This window comes from Aquiflexum gelatinilyticum (genome assembly GCF_024813435.1).
Lineage (GTDB): Bacteria > Bacteroidota > Bacteroidia > Cytophagales > Cyclobacteriaceae > Cognataquiflexum > Cognataquiflexum gelatinilyticum.
The window spans coordinates 19,675-36,483 of the sequence record NZ_JANAEZ010000008.1 but is presented as its reverse complement, the minus strand read 5'-3'; the positions used below and the strand labels follow the sequence as shown (position 1 = coordinate 36,483).

At 40.9% G+C, this 16,809-nt stretch carries 16 protein-coding genes and 3 tRNA genes; 4 read left to right on the top strand and 15 right to left on the bottom strand.

Going from position 1 to position 16,809, the window contains the following annotated elements:
- Positions 1 to 26 precede the first annotated feature (26 nt).
- The 4 genes from NK987_RS16420 to NK987_RS16405 form a co-directional block, all read right to left on the bottom strand.
- Positions 27 to 347: a 2Fe-2S iron-sulfur cluster-binding protein gene (locus NK987_RS16420; RefSeq protein ID WP_258423782.1), complete on the bottom strand. Its 321-nt coding sequence runs from the start codon at positions 345 to 347 to the stop codon at positions 27 to 29.
- A 15-nt stretch (positions 348 to 362) separates the two neighbouring features.
- Positions 363 to 1,367 carry an NAD(P)/FAD-dependent oxidoreductase gene (locus tag NK987_RS16415; RefSeq protein ID WP_258423781.1) on the bottom strand — a complete coding sequence of 335 codons (1,005 nt, stop codon included), beginning with the start codon at positions 1,365 to 1,367 and terminating at the stop codon, positions 363 to 365.
- Between the two features lie 93 nt (positions 1,368 to 1,460).
- Complete coding sequence (locus NK987_RS16410) at positions 1,461 to 1,892, bottom strand: MarR family winged helix-turn-helix transcriptional regulator (protein ID WP_259264736.1); 432 nt, start codon at positions 1,890 to 1,892, stop codon at positions 1,461 to 1,463.
- A 92-nt stretch (positions 1,893 to 1,984) separates the two neighbouring features.
- Positions 1,985 to 2,845: a toxin-antitoxin system YwqK family antitoxin gene (locus tag NK987_RS16405; protein WP_259264735.1), complete on the bottom strand. Its 861-nt coding sequence runs from the start codon at positions 2,843 to 2,845 to the stop codon at positions 1,985 to 1,987.
- Between the two features lie 137 nt (positions 2,846 to 2,982).
- Between NK987_RS16405 and NK987_RS16400 the strand changes: the two genes are divergently transcribed.
- The 3 genes from NK987_RS16400 to amaB all read left to right on the top strand — a co-directional run bounded on the left by NK987_RS16400 (position 2,983) and on the right by amaB (position 7,694).
- Positions 2,983 to 4,185, top strand: a complete 1,203-nt coding sequence (locus NK987_RS16400) for a pyridoxal phosphate-dependent aminotransferase (RefSeq protein WP_259264734.1) — start codon at positions 2,983 to 2,985, stop codon at positions 4,183 to 4,185.
- Positions 4,186 to 5,041: 856 nt separating this feature from the next.
- Positions 5,042 to 6,094 carry a DUF4421 domain-containing protein gene (locus NK987_RS16395; RefSeq protein ID WP_258423777.1) on the top strand — a complete coding sequence of 351 codons (1,053 nt, stop codon included), beginning with the start codon at positions 5,042 to 5,044 and terminating at the stop codon, positions 6,092 to 6,094.
- Between the two features lie 55 nt (positions 6,095 to 6,149).
- Positions 6,150 to 7,694, top strand: coding sequence for an L-piperidine-6-carboxylate dehydrogenase (gene amaB, locus NK987_RS16390; protein ID WP_259264733.1), 1,545 nt, complete (start codon positions 6,150 to 6,152; stop codon positions 7,692 to 7,694).
- 43 nt (positions 7,695 to 7,737) lie between these two features.
- On the opposite strand, the gene NK987_RS16385 is transcribed toward amaB, so the two are convergent.
- The 8 genes from NK987_RS16385 to NK987_RS16350 form a co-directional block, all read right to left on the bottom strand.
- Positions 7,738 to 8,136 (bottom strand): hypothetical protein, encoded by a 399-nt coding sequence (locus tag NK987_RS16385; RefSeq protein ID WP_259264732.1) that lies wholly within the window; start codon positions 8,134 to 8,136, stop codon positions 7,738 to 7,740.
- A gap of 51 nt (positions 8,137 to 8,187) precedes the next feature.
- Complete coding sequence (locus tag NK987_RS16380) at positions 8,188 to 8,559, bottom strand: hypothetical protein (RefSeq protein WP_259264731.1); 372 nt, start codon at positions 8,557 to 8,559, stop codon at positions 8,188 to 8,190.
- Between the two features lie 302 nt (positions 8,560 to 8,861).
- Positions 8,862 to 9,164, bottom strand: a complete 303-nt coding sequence (locus tag NK987_RS16375; protein WP_259264730.1) for an outer membrane protein assembly factor BamE — start codon at positions 9,162 to 9,164, stop codon at positions 8,862 to 8,864.
- A 289-nt stretch (positions 9,165 to 9,453) separates the two neighbouring features.
- A tRNA-Ile gene (locus NK987_RS16370) sits at positions 9,454 to 9,515 on the bottom strand.
- 1 nt (position 9,516) lies between these two features.
- The gene (locus NK987_RS16365) at positions 9,517 to 9,765 is read right to left on the bottom strand and encodes a GIY-YIG nuclease family protein (protein WP_259264729.1); all 249 of its coding nucleotides are present in this window, start codon (positions 9,763 to 9,765) and stop codon (positions 9,517 to 9,519) included.
- A 25-nt stretch (positions 9,766 to 9,790) separates the two neighbouring features.
- Positions 9,791 to 9,865, bottom strand: a tRNA-Val gene (locus NK987_RS16360).
- Positions 9,866 to 9,898: 33 nt separating this feature from the next.
- Positions 9,899 to 9,973 (bottom strand) — tRNA-Val (locus NK987_RS16355).
- Between the two features lie 126 nt (positions 9,974 to 10,099).
- Positions 10,100 to 11,941: a TonB-dependent receptor plug domain-containing protein gene (locus NK987_RS16350; RefSeq protein ID WP_259264728.1), complete on the bottom strand. Its 1,842-nt coding sequence runs from the start codon at positions 11,939 to 11,941 to the stop codon at positions 10,100 to 10,102.
- 167 nt (positions 11,942 to 12,108) lie between these two features.
- Between NK987_RS16350 and NK987_RS16345 the strand changes: the two genes are divergently transcribed.
- Positions 12,109 to 14,070: a M1 family metallopeptidase gene (locus tag NK987_RS16345; protein WP_259264727.1), complete on the top strand. Its 1,962-nt coding sequence runs from the start codon at positions 12,109 to 12,111 to the stop codon at positions 14,068 to 14,070.
- A 16-nt stretch (positions 14,071 to 14,086) separates the two neighbouring features.
- On the opposite strand, the gene NK987_RS16340 is transcribed toward NK987_RS16345, so the two are convergent.
- From NK987_RS16340 to NK987_RS16330, 3 genes are read right to left on the bottom strand one after another with little or no spacing between them, the layout of a single operon-like run.
- A complete protein-coding gene (locus NK987_RS16340; RefSeq protein ID WP_259264726.1) occupies positions 14,087 to 14,281 on the bottom strand; it encodes a hypothetical protein in 195 nt (64 codons plus the stop codon).
- Between the two features lie 50 nt (positions 14,282 to 14,331).
- Complete coding sequence (locus NK987_RS16335) at positions 14,332 to 15,459, bottom strand: SO2930 family diheme c-type cytochrome (protein WP_259264725.1); 1,128 nt, start codon at positions 15,457 to 15,459, stop codon at positions 14,332 to 14,334.
- Positions 15,460 to 15,462: 3 nt separating this feature from the next.
- Positions 15,463 to 16,764 carry a parallel beta-helix domain-containing protein gene (locus tag NK987_RS16330; RefSeq protein ID WP_259264724.1) on the bottom strand — a complete coding sequence of 434 codons (1,302 nt, stop codon included), beginning with the start codon at positions 16,762 to 16,764 and terminating at the stop codon, positions 15,463 to 15,465.
- Positions 16,765 to 16,809: the final 45 nt, after the last annotated feature.

The following is a 16,809-nucleotide window of genomic DNA, read 5'->3' as shown; positions in this document are numbered from 1 at the left end:
TCCCCGGCAGTTACCGGGGATAAAAATCAATTGTCTTCGCCTCTTAATTTGACCACGGCCCCTTCGAGAATGGGACCGATCCTGACTTGACAGGCCAATCTACTCGTAGGATAATATTCCGGCAGGTTTTCCAATTGGTCAAGCTCCACATCAGAAGCATGGCCAAGTTCATCCTGACCTTCCAATATTTCAACATGGCAAGTCGCACAAAGTGCCATGCCACCACATGTGGCCAACACAGGATATTCTGAGGCTTTTAATATCTCCATCAAACTCAAACCCATATCATCGGGCGCTTCGATGGTCTGACGGTTACCGTCGTGATCTTCTACAGTGAATGTTACCATGTCCCAAAAGTAAGGTTAAAATGAATTTACACCATTCACTGTGGTATATTTAAAGCTCAGTTTTTGGTCAGGATATACAAATTTGAAAGCAGAGTGCATCATGATGGCCGCTTCATGGAATCCACACAGAATCAGTTTCAATTTGCCGGGATACGTATTGATATCACCAATGGCATAGATTCTTTCCACACCTGTGGAATAATCCCTTGTATCCACTTCGATTGCATTTTTGTCAATATTCAATCCCCAGTCTGCGATCGGACCAAGTTTAGGGCTCAAACCGAATAAAGGGATCAGGTAATCTGTATCCACAGTGATTTCTTCTTTGCTCTTTCCTTCCAAAACTACGGTTTTGAGTGTTCCGTTTCCGCCAAGTTCCTTCAGGTTAGCTGAAAGAATCAAATCAATTTTTCCCCTGTTGGCAAGGTCATAAACTTTGGCAGCTGAATCAGGTGCGCCACGGAAAGTTTCATTTCTATGAACCAAGGTTACCCTTTCGGCAACATTGGAAAGGTAAATGGCCCAATCTAGAGCTGAATCGCCACCGCCAGCTAGCATCACTTTCTTATCTCTGAAATGTTCAGGATTCTTAACCATGTAAGTCACCCCTTTGCCCTCAAATTTTTCAAGGTTTTCCAAAACGGGTTTTCTAGGCTCGAATACACCCAATCCGCCTGCGATAATGATTACCTGGGCATGAACTTGGGTCTTGTCATTGGTGGTAACAATAAACGAACCATCTGCTTGCTTGGCCAAATGGTCTACCCTTTCGCCCAATGTGAATGTTGGCTTAAATGGTTTAATTTGTTCCATCAGGTTGTCAACAAGATCCTGAGCTTTGATCTCCGGGTAGCCTGGTATATCATATATGGGCTTCTGCGGGTAAATTTCTGAAAGTTGTCCGCCTACTTGAGGAAGGTAATCAATCAGATGACAACGCATCTTTAATAAGCCTGCTTCAAATACTGCGAATAAACCTACAGGTCCGGCTCCGATGATACAAAGGTCAGTAGTAATCATGATGTGTGCTTTTTTTTTAAACCAACAAACAATGTTATTGTTCGTACAAATATAATTAGTATAACAAGTATATTTTTAATCTTGGCTATTATTCTATTCAAGATTGTTATAAATGGTATTGAGAATCCTTTTGAACTCCTCAAAATCGGTTTCTCCCAGGTTTTCCCAAGCCTTTTCTCGGATAGATGCAATCTTTGGCTTTAGTTCCTGCACTTTGGAGGTTCCTTCGGATGTCAGTACCAAATGAAAACTTCTCCTGTCCAATGGATGCGGAATTCGCTCTACATATCCTTTTTTGGTGAGAATATCTATGATTCTTGTCAGGGTAGGCTGATCCTTGAAAACCATCTGTGCCAATTCCGATTGGCTAAGCAGTTCATTTTCAGAAAGGTTTTTCATGATTAGCCATTGATCCACTGTAATATCAAAGTCCTCCAATTTGAATTTTCTTTGGGCATACTGCTTCACTCTTTTGGCTGTCCTATCGAGCAGAAATGAATACTTACTGAATTGTTCCTGTGTCATACCAATAATTAGCATGACAAATATAGCAATTAGAAATAAATTAAAAATATTAACCTATAAAATTTATAGGGATTGTAGATTTACGAATAAGTCTAGTTTGATGCCAATCCTTCTTTGCGGTAAATGAGATTGCCTTCTTTGTCCCATTCGGCTCTGATGAAAGGGGTAAAATCCTTGGTAAAAGGTTTTTCTTGGTATTGGATTTCTCTTTTTCTTACGGTTTTACCTTTTACATTCCAGTATTCGGTCCAAAGTCCCACCTTTTCTCCAAAGTGGTATTCTCCGACCACACCTACCTGACCATCTTCATGGAAATGGAAAAAATTTCCTTCCATCAAATCGTACTCTATAGGGATCAACTTTTCGATTTTCTTTTGCTCTCTATTGTAATAAGTGACTTTTGAGTCTTTTGGCCAACCTTCAGAATAATGAAGTTTATCCTGAAGGACCGTTTTGGTATCGAATGTCAACCAAGTGCCGTGTTTGGTTCCAAAATAGAAATAACCTTTCTCCACCAATACTTCGCCTATTTCCCTCTCATAAGGACCATGGAGAAGATATCCTCTGGCAGGATCAAAATCTTTGGTACGGATGACTTTATCCCTGCTATCGATCCAATGGATATCCCTGATATAAGGGTCGGCAGGCCTATTTTGAGTGGTGTAGTTGTATATCTGATATTGCGTTTGTTCCCTGATGTTTTGTCTGACGTAACCTTTTTTTGTTTTTTCCCCGAAATAGATGTTCTTTTTGATTTTTTTCTTTTCAGCTTTCTTTTTTTCGGTTTTTGCGTTGTCATCAAACAACAACAAAGGGGCAGCTGTAGGTAAAAACCTATCCGAAACTACACCCGAGGAGTCAGGATCTACAGTCTCAGCTTTTTTCTCTTTTTGACCAAACACTGAGCTGGAAAAAAGCATGAAAGTGAAAATAAATAAATGCCTTGTTTTCATGTATTTCTGTAACGATTTGCTGGGTGACATTATTTTATTGTAAAAATATAGATTCCTGACCAAATCATCGGTTAAGTTTAGAATTAATCATTGTAATCCGTATTTTTGGCGGAATTTAAAAATTAACAACCAAGAAAATGAATTCTATATTATCCGACCGCATCATTCAGATGGAAGAATCGGCCACATTGGCCATGGCAAAGAAAGCCCGGGAACTGAAATCCCAAGGCAAAGATATCATCAGTCTGAGTTTGGGTGAGCCAGATTTCAAAACACCAAAGCATATCCAAGAAGCAGCCAAAGCGGCTATTGATGAAGGAAAATACTTTGCCTATTCCCCTGTGGCAGGATATCAGGATCTGAGAGAGGCTATTGCCAAAAAACTTCGGGATGAAAACCAGATTTCCCAGGCAAAGGCCGAAAACATTGTGGTTTCGACCGGGGCCAAGCATTCTATAGCCAACGTCTTCATGTGCATGATCAATGAAGGCGATGAAGTGGTGATTTTTTCTCCTTATTGGGTAAGTTATGCCGAGATCATCAAGTTGGCGGGAGGAGTTCCTGTATTGATAGAAGGCAATCTTGAAAATAATTTTAAAGCAACTGCCGCTCAGTTAGAAGCAGCATTGACTGATAAAACGAAAGCAGTTATTTATTCATCCCCATGTAATCCTACAGGGTCTGTTTTTAGCAAAGAAGAGTTGGAAGCTATCGCCGAAGTGGTAAAAAAGAGAGAAAATCTTTTTGTTATTGCAGATGAGATTTATGAATTGATCAACTTCCAAGGTAAAAATTATAGCATCGCATCTTTTCCCGGAATGTTTGAAAGAACCATTACGGTCAACGGATTTTCCAAAGGATATGCTATGACAGGTTGGAGGGTCGGATATATATGCGCGCCTCTATTCATGGCTAAAGCATGTGAAAAAATGCAGGGACAGTTTACTTCGGGAAATACCGGTATTGCCCAAAGAGCTGCCTTGGCTGCTATTTCAGGAGATCAGGAACCTTCCAAAGAAATGGAAAAAGCATACCTGAGAAGAAGAAACCTGGTATTGGGGTTGATCCGAGAAATTCCCGGAATCAAGACTCATATTCCAGAGGGAGCATTTTATTTCTTCCCTGACATTTCGGATTTCTTTGGCAAATCTGCAGAAGACCATACAATTAATTCAGCCGACGATTTCTGCTTGTACATCCTCGAAAAAGCAAATGTATCTTTGGTGACAGGGGAGGCTTTTGGAGCCCCCAATTGCATCAGACTTTCCTATGCCGCCTCTGATGAGGAGTTGGTGGAAGCATTGAAGAGGATGAAAGAAGCTTTGGCTTTATTAAAATAAGAAAGCACCAAATTTCATAAAACAACCCCGAGTTACCCAACTCGGGGTTTTTTAATCGTTTTTTTAAGGAATAATGCCCATTTTTTTTATCTGTTTGCCTGAAGTTTTGACATTACGCAATTAGATTTTTTTGATGAAGGCTATTTGAAAGCATTTTAGCAATAACAGAATAGATTTTTTTACAGCAGTTTATTTCATCAGGATAAATGTTTAGTGCATATTCCAAATCAGGCATGTTATTTTACTCTTTTATTGTAACCAATTATTGTGATATGCTTACCCATTGGATATAAAAATATGAAAATTTAAAGAAAAATTTTACTTTACGATTTTTCCATTTTTTCTACTAATTAGACTTATCAAGAATACCTTTAAAATTTCATAGCGAAACTTGAGTGATATTTGTATTATTTACTAATCATTTAATATATTGAAATTCAATTGATTATAACCTATTTTAGACTCAAAAATGGAAACCAAACTCTGAAGAAATTATATTTTTAAATTAAATTATATCGATTGCTAAATTGTTTTAATGGGCTTATAACCAAGATTTTCAACTCTTTTGAAAACTTATTTATAATTTTTTGGCTAATAAATCAAAAAATACCGTGAAAAGGGTATTGGAATATTCAATAAAAGTTTTTTATATTTGTTCCGGGTGATTAAGCAACTTTTTCTGCTAAAGACTTTTGAAAATAAAACTGAATGGAGATTATTTAGATAATCATTTTTACTGATCTCCATTTGACATTGTAAAATCCGCACTTGTTGCGGATTTTTTTATTTAAGGACTTGATAATTCTTATTTTTGGATATGGTAAAACCACAAAATTGTTATTTCGGGCTTTTGGGCATGAATTTTTTCCTGGGGATCTCACTGACCCTAGGTTTCTTTTTCCTTTTACCATCTACATCTTTAGCCCAAGAAGATACGACCTACTATATTTCCTACAAGAAAATGTTGACAACGAGATTATACACTTCGAGGAAATACACCTCTCTTTTGATATCAGGAATAAATGAGAGTACTCGAATTCGACTTGAACCTAATTCTACACTCAACTTGGGAATTGGAGCCACCTATAATGATTTTACTTTGAACCTCGCTTATGGCTTTGGTTTTATGAATCCCAATCGGGACCAAGTAGAAACACAATATTTGGATTTGCAGGCACATGCTTACCCCAAAAATTGGGTGATTGATCTATTTGCTCAATTCTACAGAGGATTTTATGTAAACAGTTATTCAGGCCCATTGCCCAATATCCCTTCTGAATTGGCATTTCCGGATATGAAAGTAAGAAAGTTTGGAGCCAACGTGCAGTACCTATTGAATGGTGACAAGCTGTCCCTCAAGGCAGCTTTTCTTCAAAGTGCTTGGCAAAAAAAATCAGCTGGAAGTTTTGTAGCAGGTATGGAATTTTATTTTGGAATGGCAGAAGATACCCAAAACATATTGGCCGAATTAATTCCTGACCCATTGGAATTCAAGAGGTTGGATTTTTTTGAATTTGGACCCAACATAGGATATGTACACACTATTGTGATTGCCAGGCACTTTTTTATTACAGGGATGGTCTCAGGTAATATTGGCCTTGGCAACTCCAGCATTACTACTGATTTGGGAAAAGAAGGCAATTGGGGATTCAATACCAATTATTTCTTAAGGGGTTTTGCAGGGTATAATGGCCCTATTTGGTCTATCAATGCCAATTACGTGCATAACAATGTCCGAATCGAGGAAGCAAAAAATTATGTTACAGATTTCCAGACAGGAAATTACCGGATCAATTTCGTTTATCGATTTGATGTGGGACCCAAACTTAGACCTGTACTCGATTATGTAGATATTAACAAATACCTTCCAAAATCAAAAAATGGAAAAAAGAAAAAGGAAGAACAATAGGTTTATTTTTTAATAATTTTACCAAAAATGCCGGAACAGTAAATCCAAATATACCATGTCAGATCAATTCGGAATAAAAGCCGCCCTCCAAAATCTTGGACTTAAGGCTGAAAACTCAGGGACTTCTACCGGAACTTTGTGGATCAATACGGGAAAAGAGTATATCAGCTCTTATTCTCCTGCCGATGGGGCACTTATCGGCAAAGTCCAGGTGACAGACCGTCAAAGTTATGAACAGGTCATCGCCAAATCCCAAGAAGCATTCCAAATATGGAGAACTACTCCTGCACCAAAGCGGGGGGAAATCGTCCGCCAAATGGGCAATGCACTCCGGGAAGTAAAAGCCGATTTGGGCAAATTGGTATCTTATGAAATGGGCAAATCTTATCAGGAAGGACTTGGCGAAGTGCAGGAGATGATCGATATCTGCGACTTTGCAGTCGGGCTTTCAAGACAACTTTACGGACTGACCATGCACTCAGAGCGTCCGGGACATAGGATGTATGAGCAATGGCATCCGATCGGAGTGGTTGGGATTATCTCCGCTTTCAACTTTCCAGTGGCAGTTTGGTCATGGAACAGCATGATAGCTTGGGTTTGCGGTGACGTCTGTATCTGGAAGCCTTCGGAGAAAGCACCGCTTTCGGGAGTTGCCTGTCAGCATATTATAAGTAAAGTCCTGAAAGAAAATAACTTGCCTGAAGGAATATCAGGTTTGATTGTAGGAGATTACAAAGTAGGGCAGATGATGACAGAGGATACCCGGGTACCTTTGATCTCCGCGACAGGATCCACCCGTATGGGAAAAATCGTCGGCCAAGCTGTTGCAGCAAGATTGGGAAGGTCGTTGTTGGAACTTGGTGGCAACAATGCCATTATCATATCGGAAAACGCTGATCTTGAAATTGCCATCCGAGGTGCACTTTTCGGGGCGGTGGGAACAGCCGGACAGCGCTGCACTACCACAAGAAGGCTGATCATCCACGAATCAATTTATGATACTTTTAAGCAAAGGTTGGCTGCTGCCTACACCAAACTCGTCATCGGCAATCCTTTGGATGAGAAAAACCATGTCGGACCTTTGATCGACAAAGAAGCCGTGGACATGTATCTCAAAGCCATAGAAAAAGTAAAAAAGGAGGGAGGAAAAGAGTTGGTCGAAGGTGGAGTACTCAGCGGGTCAGGTTATGAATCCGGCTGCTATGTGAAGCCTTGTATCATTGAAGCTGAAAACCACTTCGAAATGGTACAGCATGAGACTTTTGCACCGATCCTCTATATTATGAAATACAATACCCTTGAAGAAGCTATCTCTATGCATAACAGTGTCCCTCAGGGATTGTCCTCAGCCATCATGACGCTGAACATGCGGGAGGCGGAGGCATTTCTTTCGGCTGCAGGCTCGGACTGCGGTATTGCCAATGTCAATATTGGAACTTCAGGCGCAGAGATAGGAGGTGCATTTGGTGGAGAAAAAGAAACCGGTGGAGGCCGTGAATCAGGCTCTGACTCTTGGAAAGCCTATATGCGCCGTCAGACCAACACGATCAATTACAGCACTTCCTTGCCTTTGGCGCAGGGGATAAAGTTTGATATATAATTAAAAAGAAAAAGCCCTTGGAAGGAATTCCAAGGGCTTTTTTTCAAGTTGTTTTTCTTACTAAATAAGTGAATCCTACTATCCCGCCCACAACCATTGCCAAGTAATCTCCCAGATAATTATGTGGCGCATCGAAATTAGAAGAAATCCTAAAGTGGAAACTCATCAGGTACACATAAACAATTGCCAGAAAAGGGACAATCATAAACCAGTAGTATTTTTTGAGTTGATGTCTCACTGCAATAAAAATTGTAAAGGACAAGATGTAAAACCCAAATACCGTTGCTGAAGCTAATAGAAATACATAAAGCGCCCAGCCAAATATTTGTCTAATGAATGACATTTCTTCATAATCCTTCGCTAAGAATTGGCCTGCTATCAAAGAATAGGAGAGTAAAGTGAAGATGTAGCCTAAAGTGAATTCAATAGTTTTCTTTATCATTCTTTCATGCTTTAAGTAAGAAAAGAGAGATTTTCCAAGAAGTGATTATTTTCATTTGGCTTTTCTCAATAAATAAGAGAATCCTACTATTCCACCTATTACCATGGCAAGGTAATCCCCCAAATAATTATGTGGGGCATCAAAATTTGAAGAAATCCTAAAGTGGAAACTCATCAGGTTTACGTAGGCAATTGCCAGAAAAGGGACAATCAAAAACCAGTAGTAATTTTTGAGTTGATGTCTAAATACTATAAAAATTGTAAAGGATAAGAGGTAAAATCCAAACACGGTAGCTGAGGCTAATAGGAAAACATAAAGCGCCATTCCCAAAACATCTTTAATATAGGACATATTATCATATCTCTTTCCCAAAAACAGGCCTGCAACCAATGAATAGGAAATTAAGGTAATAAGATATCCCATTATAAATTGGGTTGTTTTCTTAAGCATTTTTGATTGCAATTTTGTGGATATAGCTAATACTTTCAGTTACTTTTTCTTTTTGATAAAGATTTATCTGTAATTTGGATTTTCATGCAAATATCGTTTTTATTTTTCTTGATGCTTGATGAAAAGTTTGTCAAACTATTTGAGGGGCAAGTTTTCCCATTTAATGCTTCATTTAAACGAAAGGCTTCAGCTGATTTTGCTGCTTTTTGAACTAATGGATGGCTTGCTAAAGCAGGTGGCAAAGGATAAATTTCATGCAGCTATATTATTCATTGTCACTCCAAAGGCTGAACGTGGACAACTCTTCCTGTATAATCAAATGAAACGGAAATATTGGACGCGGCAGCAAATGGTGTCTGGTAATAATAGGTGCTATCTCCATTCGTATTTCCCATTTTTTCAATAGGTAAGCCCATAATTTCAAATACCTCTCGCATGCTCATTCCATTCTCGATCAACAGGATTTTCTCGGCATTTTCCTTCCCTTTGATGGCGCGTGGCCCCCATTTTATGAAATAGAGGGCAATAGCTAAAACTATAAATATTGCTAAAAGGATGGCTTTAAATAACGTCTTCATTTGCATCTTTCTGGGCTTGAAACTGAATTTCAAATGTTCTTATCATGTGAATTGTATAGTTTCTGAAAAATAGGAATTGAAAACTGAGCCTGCAATTTTGGAAATGAAATTAGTCGACTAAAATCTGATCAGCGGATTTTGGCTAGTTGAGATTTAAGTCCAACAGGTTCAATTTCTGTAAGTCATTTACTTTCAGGATTAAACAGAGTTACAAATTTGACCAGATACCAAAAGAAATTAAAAAAAAACAAAGGCATAAAAAAAGCCTCTTTTGAGGCTATGTGGGAGTTGAGGGATTCGAACCCCCGACTCTTCCGATTATAAATCGGAATGCTCTGAACCAGCTGAGCTATTATTGATAGAGCAATTCGATTATTTTTTTTCTGCTTTTCATTGATTTTATATGTCTTTCTCTGGCATAAGCTGATTTTTTATCCTCAAACTCTTCCTTGTATACCAAGACCCAATCCGGAGATTTGCCCGTAAATCCTTTATGATTGGAGTTGTGTTTTCGCAATCTTTCATCCATTACTTCGCATGTATGTCCGACGTAATATTTGTCAAGGTTTTTTGAATAGAGGATATAAAAATTGCAAGGCATAAAAAAAGCCTCTTTTGAGGCTATGTGGGAGTTGAGGGATTCGAACCCCCGACCCTCTGCTTGTAAGGCAGATGCTCTGAACCAGCTGAGCTAAACTCCCGATAAAATTTGTTTTGTAATTTTGATAATAATGTGGGAGTTGAGGGATTCGAACCCCCGACCCTCTGCTTGTAAGGCAGATGCTCTGAACCAGCTGAGCTAAACTCCCATTATCAAATCCACTCTCTTTCAGAACGGAGTGCAAATGTAAACTTTAAATTATATGTTGGCAAAAAATGCCTTTAATTTTTTGAATGACTTAAGTAAAGTCCTGATTCTGAATACCTAATTTTTTTCAATCCAGATTAATCATAAACCCGGCCTTAAACCATCTTCCCGGCATCTGCACAAATCCCGCTTCGACATAATCGGCATCGGTAATGTTGGAGACTTCCAGGAAAAGCCCGAATTTCTTCAGCCTGTTGTAATCCAATCTCGCATCCAATAGAAAATAAGGTTCCAAAGCCATCCTTTCGATATACCTTCCCTTGATGGTGAGTTCGGCACGCTTCACAAATTCCGCCTGAATGCCGCCGATTACCTGATGTCTAAGCGAATTCAATGCATAACGCGATTCGACGCCTGAAGCTTGATTGAGGTCCGCATTGATATAGTTGTAGCTGAGCATCAATTCCTTGATTTTGGCATTTTCGCCTCCCAAGTCAGCAAGGTATTGGATAGATGTCTCGATGCCGTTAAACCGCACTTCAGAAATATTTTGTGGTGTCCACTTGTTTCGGTTGGGTTGGGTTTCGCTTGGTTCTCTGTTCCAATCGATCAGGTTTTGGGTGAATCTGTGAAAAAACACCAACTCAGTCCGCAACCTGCTTTTGTTGAATTTCCAGCCGATTTCAAAGTTTTCAGCTTCTTCGGGCAAGAGGTTAGGGTTGCTTTGGTTGCTTGGATCTTCATAATACAATTCGGTGAAAGACGGGATCCGGAAGCTGATTCCATAATTGGAATAAAGCCTGGAATAGGCATTGACCTGAAAGCCGATTTCCGCTCCGGGAAAATGCTTCCATTTGTATTCGTTGTAGTAATTGGAATAAAGTCCCGCCCGGAAGTCAAATTTCTCGGCGAATTCAATCCTGTGTTCTGCAAAGATCCCCGCAAAAGTCCGGCTTCTGTTGCCAAGGTTGGTGCTCTCGATTTTCTCTTCCCTGCCTTCAATCCCAAATCCCGTGGTTCCGATTTTGGAAGTATAGGTGCCATTCAGCTCCAAAGCAAAAACATCTGAGGTATGGAAATTGGTGTAGAAAGCCGGTTCATTTCTCTTGAGTCTGAACTCATCGTCATTTCTTCTCCAATATCCGCGTGTCTGAAAATAGAGTTTGTCAAATCTGTAAGTATGACTCAGGGCAGCAAGAAAAGTCTGAACGCTTTCCCATTGGTCGGGAAAGGAATTGGTGTAGAAGCCATTTGCCCCAAAGTCCCGATCGGAATATCCTGCCATGGCCCGGATTTCATTTCGGTCATTGATGTCAAATCCCGATTCATAGAACAGGTTGGTCACTTTAAAATCTGAATTGTACCAATGTCCGTCCGAGGCATCATGGGAAGCGGAGATGGTTTGTTTGTATTTTCCGACAGGAAGGGAAGAAACAATGCTTCCTCCACGCATTCCAAAATCACCGCCAAATCCCTGGATATTGAGGCTTTTTTTATCAGAAAGCGTGGTGATGACATTTACTGCACCTGCAAACGCATTTTGTCCAAAAATCCTAGAACCCGGTCCTTTCAGCACTTCCACCCTTTGGATGGCTTGAAGAGGAACAGGAATATTGACCATATGGTGACCGGTCTGAGGATCTGTGAGTTTGATGCCGTTGATCAACATGAGTGTCTGTTCAAAATTTCCCCCCCGGATTCCGATATCTGCCTGCACGCCGCTGACTCCCCTTTGTCTTACATCCACTCCCGGGGTAAATGAAAGAACCTCTTGTAAACTTCTCGCAGGAGTGGTTTCTATGGCCTTCCTGTTGATGACGGTAATGTTTCTGGAAACTTTGTTAAAAGGGATTTCCATCCTGTTTTCCATGATGGTTACTTCGCCCAAATCCACAGTCGTGGTATCCTGAGAGGCTTTCGCAGTGCCAAATGAAAGTAACAAACCCAATATCGTAAATCTAATCCGCATGAATAGCTGTGGTTTTTGATCCGGCAAAGTACCTAGGATTTATTTCGATTTCCAAATTTCCCTTTTTGCGCGAATGTTTGGTTTTTTGGGATTTGGGAGCTTAAAAATGAATTTTTTCTTCTGATCCTATTCTGTATTTTAGCCGAAATATTAAATAGTTGGAATTTATGATAAGAATTAAAAGTGTAAAAATTTTTGCGTTTGTCATTGCATTGGTTTTTGGACAGGACATTCGGGCCCAAGTAGTCACAGACAATAGAGACGGTGCGTTTACGGAATTTGGATATAGACAGGGAACCGCCTATCGTACCGCCTCAGGTAAGCCCGGTCCGATGTACTGGCAAAACGGTGCCGATTACCTGATTGACGTGGCTTTGGACGAAACCAACCATATCCTAAAAGGAAAAATCACCATCACCTACAAAAACAACAGCCCTGAGAATCTGGATTTTGTATGGCTTTACCTGGAACAAAACAGGTTTACTTCAGACTCAAGGGGACAACTGACCACTCCTGTACAGGGCAACCGCTACAACGGTGATGTGGATGGCGGTTATAAAATCGAAAATCTCAAAGCCCAAGTCGTCGGGAAAAACAGACCTGTTTCTGAGAAACACCTGGTCAGCGACACGAGGATGCAGGTATTTTTTGCAGAGCCCATTCCTGCCAATGGTGGAAAGGCGACTGTTTCTATGGGCTTCGAATACAAAATTCCTGAAAAAGGAATGGACCGCATGGGCCGCCTCAAGGTCAAAGACGGGACGATCTACGCCATGGCGCAGTGGTATCCTAAAGTCGCAGTATTCGATGATGTCGAAGGTTGGAATACTGATCCCTATCTTGGTGCAGGTGAGTTTTACCTAGGATATGGGGATTTTGAGTACAAGGTTACTGTTCCTTTTGACCACATTGTGGTTGCTTCCGGTGAATTGCTCAATCCTACCCAAGTTTTGACAAAAGAGCAGCAGAACAGGATGAATAAAGCTGCTCAAAGTGATGAGCGGGTGTACCTCATCAGCCCTGAAGAAGTGACAGATTATGCCAACCACCGCCCAAAACAGGATGGAACCATGACTTGGCATTTCAAAATCAACAATGCCCGGGATGTGGCTTTTTCCACATCCAAAGCATTTATCTGGGATGCAGCTAGGATCAACTTGCCAAGTGGAAAAAAAGCCATGGCACAATCTGTCTATCCAAAGGAAAGTGACGGGCAGGAAGCTTGGGGAAGATCAACTGAATACGGCAAAGCCTCCATTGAACATTATTCCAAAAAATGGTACGAATACCCTTATCCTGTTGCGGTCAATGTGGCCGCAGAAATCAACGGAATGGAATATCCGGGAGTCAACTTTTGTAGCTGGAGATCCAAAGGAGCAGGTTTGTGGGGCGTGACGGACCATGAGTTTGGACACAACTGGTTTCCGATGGTAGTCGGAACAAACGAAAGAAGACATGCATGGATGGATGAAGGATTCAATACTTTCATCAATTATTACAGTTTCCTGGAATTCAATAATGGGGAATATACCAACTCACTGATCCAAACAAGAAGATACCTTGGCTGGCTTACCAACAAAGACCGTGAACCTATCGCCACGCATGCTGACAGGACCCAATCCAATAACCTTGGAATGGTGGCCTATATGAAACCTGCATTGGGTCTGATTATGCTCAGGGAATATGTCCTAGGGGAGGAGCGGTTTGACAATGCTTTCAGGTCTTATATCAAAACATGGGCTTACAAGCATCCACAGCCCACGGATTTCTTCAACCATATAGAAAATGTAGCAGGCGAGAATCTGGACTGGTTCTGGAAGGGTTGGTTTTATAGCAATGCTAATATCGACCTCGCCATCAACAGCGTGCAGCCTTACGGAGCCAATTATTTGGTTTCACTATCCAATCTCGGCGAAATGCCGATGCCGGTATTGTTGGAAATTACCTACGATGACGGACAAAAAGAAAGAAGAATGCTTCCTGTAGAAATCTGGTTCAAAGGCAACCAATGGACGCACCTGCTCAAAGTAGATAAAAAAGTTGTCGGTGTTGAAATAGATCCTGACAAAGTGATTACAGATATCAATGTAGCCAATGACAAATGGCCTAGTGGTGTTTATAATGATTAACCTTCAAAAAGCCGAATCAATCGATTCGGCTTTTTGATTCATTGATTTGTGCTATTTCATGGAGGGTTTTTCCCAAATCTTCCAACATCGCCTTTGAAAATGCCTCAGGATTTTCTAAAGCCAGATTTTGCATTTCCCTGTCAATTTCAGCTTGCTCCTCCTTTGAAGCTGTTTGGAAACGCATTTTGAGGTTAATGATTCTTTCTTCCAATTTTTCTTAATTGAGGTTTATTTAATGTTTTTTCTTTATTTGGATTTTTTCTATTTCATAGTATTAATCCAATTCTTAATTAATTCCAATCCTTCTTGATGAATTGTTACCCTGCCGATTTCGGGCATGGCAGCACCTACTTGGTTGGTGGACATGCGGTAAGTCAGGATGGATTGGTCGGCCTGCCCGGGAACAATATCGTATTTGAATGTCCCCGCACCGAAGCCTGCCGCAACAGGGGTTTTGTTGATACCAAGTTTCAATGGATCTGTTTCTTCATAAGTCAAAAACAACCCTGAAGTGCTTGCGGGTCCATCAGCCCGGTGGCAATGTCCGCAGTTGATGTCTAAATAAGCTTTTGCGCGGAGTTCTAAGGAATTGGAAGAAATGTTATAATCCACCATGGCTGGATAAGTTGTTGGATCATTAAGATCCGAGAGGTATCCCATTTCTTGCCATTTGACGAGTTGGTTTTTTTCTCCTTCGGCAAATTTGATTTCATGGTTGAGATGCTTGGCTTTGACACCGATAGGAACAAGTTGCTCTTTCTCATTGTGGCAACTTTTGCATTGATTTTTGTTGGGCACGATGTAATTGATGACTTGCTCTTTGCCTTGAAGGTCTGTCCAAGCAACCTCGATTTCTGCTCCCACAACTTTGTATGTTGCATCGCTTTGATCTTCTTTCCAAACGTAAGGAAACGCATCCCAAACCCCGTTTCTTTTTACCATCAGGCGGGTTTCTATGATCCTTTTATCTGCCTCCGGTTTTCTGAAATCTGCAGGATAAAAGAAGTTCTTGATGATGACAGTATTGTCAGGGAAATCCATGCTGCCTTCAACCTCATCCCGGATGCTAGCAGCAGTACCCTCCGGCATCCATATAAACCTTGACTTGTGTGCATAATCAGTGAACAGGGACGAAGCAGGTTCATACAAAAGCACTCCCTCGTCAGGATTAAGAGATTTCAGTTTCCCTTTGAAAAAACCATATTCCGAAAGGTTTTTGAAAGGAATCTGACTGAAATCCAGAGAAGCAGTCTCGACCAAAGGCGCTTCTGTTTCTGAGATTTCGACTTTGCTGACTGCGGTTTGATCCTGTTTTTTTTCGCAGGAAAAAACCAAAAGCAGTAGGCCTAAAGCCAGGTTAATCGAAAAGTACTTTTTACCCGATTTCATAACTTAAAGATTCGCAATGGCACTGACATCTGTTTTGACCTGCACTTCACAATTGAAAGGCGCATAATCCTTTGAAGATTTGATATTGTCTTCCCCTTCCCAAAGGTCAAAAAGCGTAAAATGCATCTTTTCCATTTCCTTTTCCCTGATACAGATTTTCATTGGGTTTGATTGGATATTGTCTGATATGGTCTTGTCCCAAAACCCATCGTAGATAATATCCTGTGTTCGGGCAAAGCCATGGGCATTGTACACTGAAATCAGCTGCCCAAATTCCTTGGTGAAATCAGGGAAATGCCAGGTTCTTTGGTAGTCATTGTCATGTACAAAAACATTGGAGGTAAAAGGAGACCAATTTGGGGCATCCATCGGGAATCCTGTGACGTGGTAGTTGGCAATGGCGAGCCCCACTGTTTTGTTTTTGTGGATTCGGTTATCAAAAATTTCCACTTCCTTGGCAGCCAAAATGACGATGCCCGAACCGGGGGGGATCATCGTCACGGTATTTCCGTTGGGATCCTCACTCAGCGCAGTAGCAAAATTTTTATGGTTGTTGTGTAGGATTTCGTTGTTGTAGATTTTTGTGCCCCGCCCATCGGCCTTTGGAAGACCGGGAAGATTGAATACCAAAATCCCTCCTGAGTTATCTCTGACGGTATTGCCATAAACTTCGGCATTGTCAGAGTTTTCGATTTCTATTCCTGCCACATTACCAAAGGCTAGAGAATTCCGGACGATGATGTTCTCGGATTGACCGACATAGATTCCGGCATCTTTAGAATGGGAGGCGATGCATTCGTCGATCAGGACATTTTTACATTGGACAGGATAGATGGCGTAGGTGCCGTTTTTGGATTTGTCGCCATTGGTCCAGGTGACATTGACTTTTCGGAAGGTGATCCTGTCGCAGTGCTGTGATTTGATGCCGTCGCCGGGGGCATCTTCCACGCTGAGGTCTTGGATGGCGATGTTGTTGCCGACTAGTTTTACACCTTCTCCTCCTGATTTAAGGTCGCGGAAGGAAAGGACAGTTTCGGTCAGTCCCGCCCCTTTGATGGTGATGTGGTTTTTATTGTCTAAGATAAGTTGGGTTTTTAGAGCATAAAATCCTGATGGAATCTCAATCACCGAACTGTCTTCTGCCAAAACAAACTGCTCGATGACTTTCTCGATTTCTTCCTGCGTGGCTATTCTTAATTTGGAGGAATCAAAAGTGCTCTCCGTCGTGCTGCTGTTGCAGGAAAAAAATAGGGAAAGCAAAAAACCAATTCCCAAAAAAGGGGTCAATAGATGATGTTTTTTCATGGCGGGTTATGGGTTGTTTGGGGAGCACATCTGCCGCTTGACAAG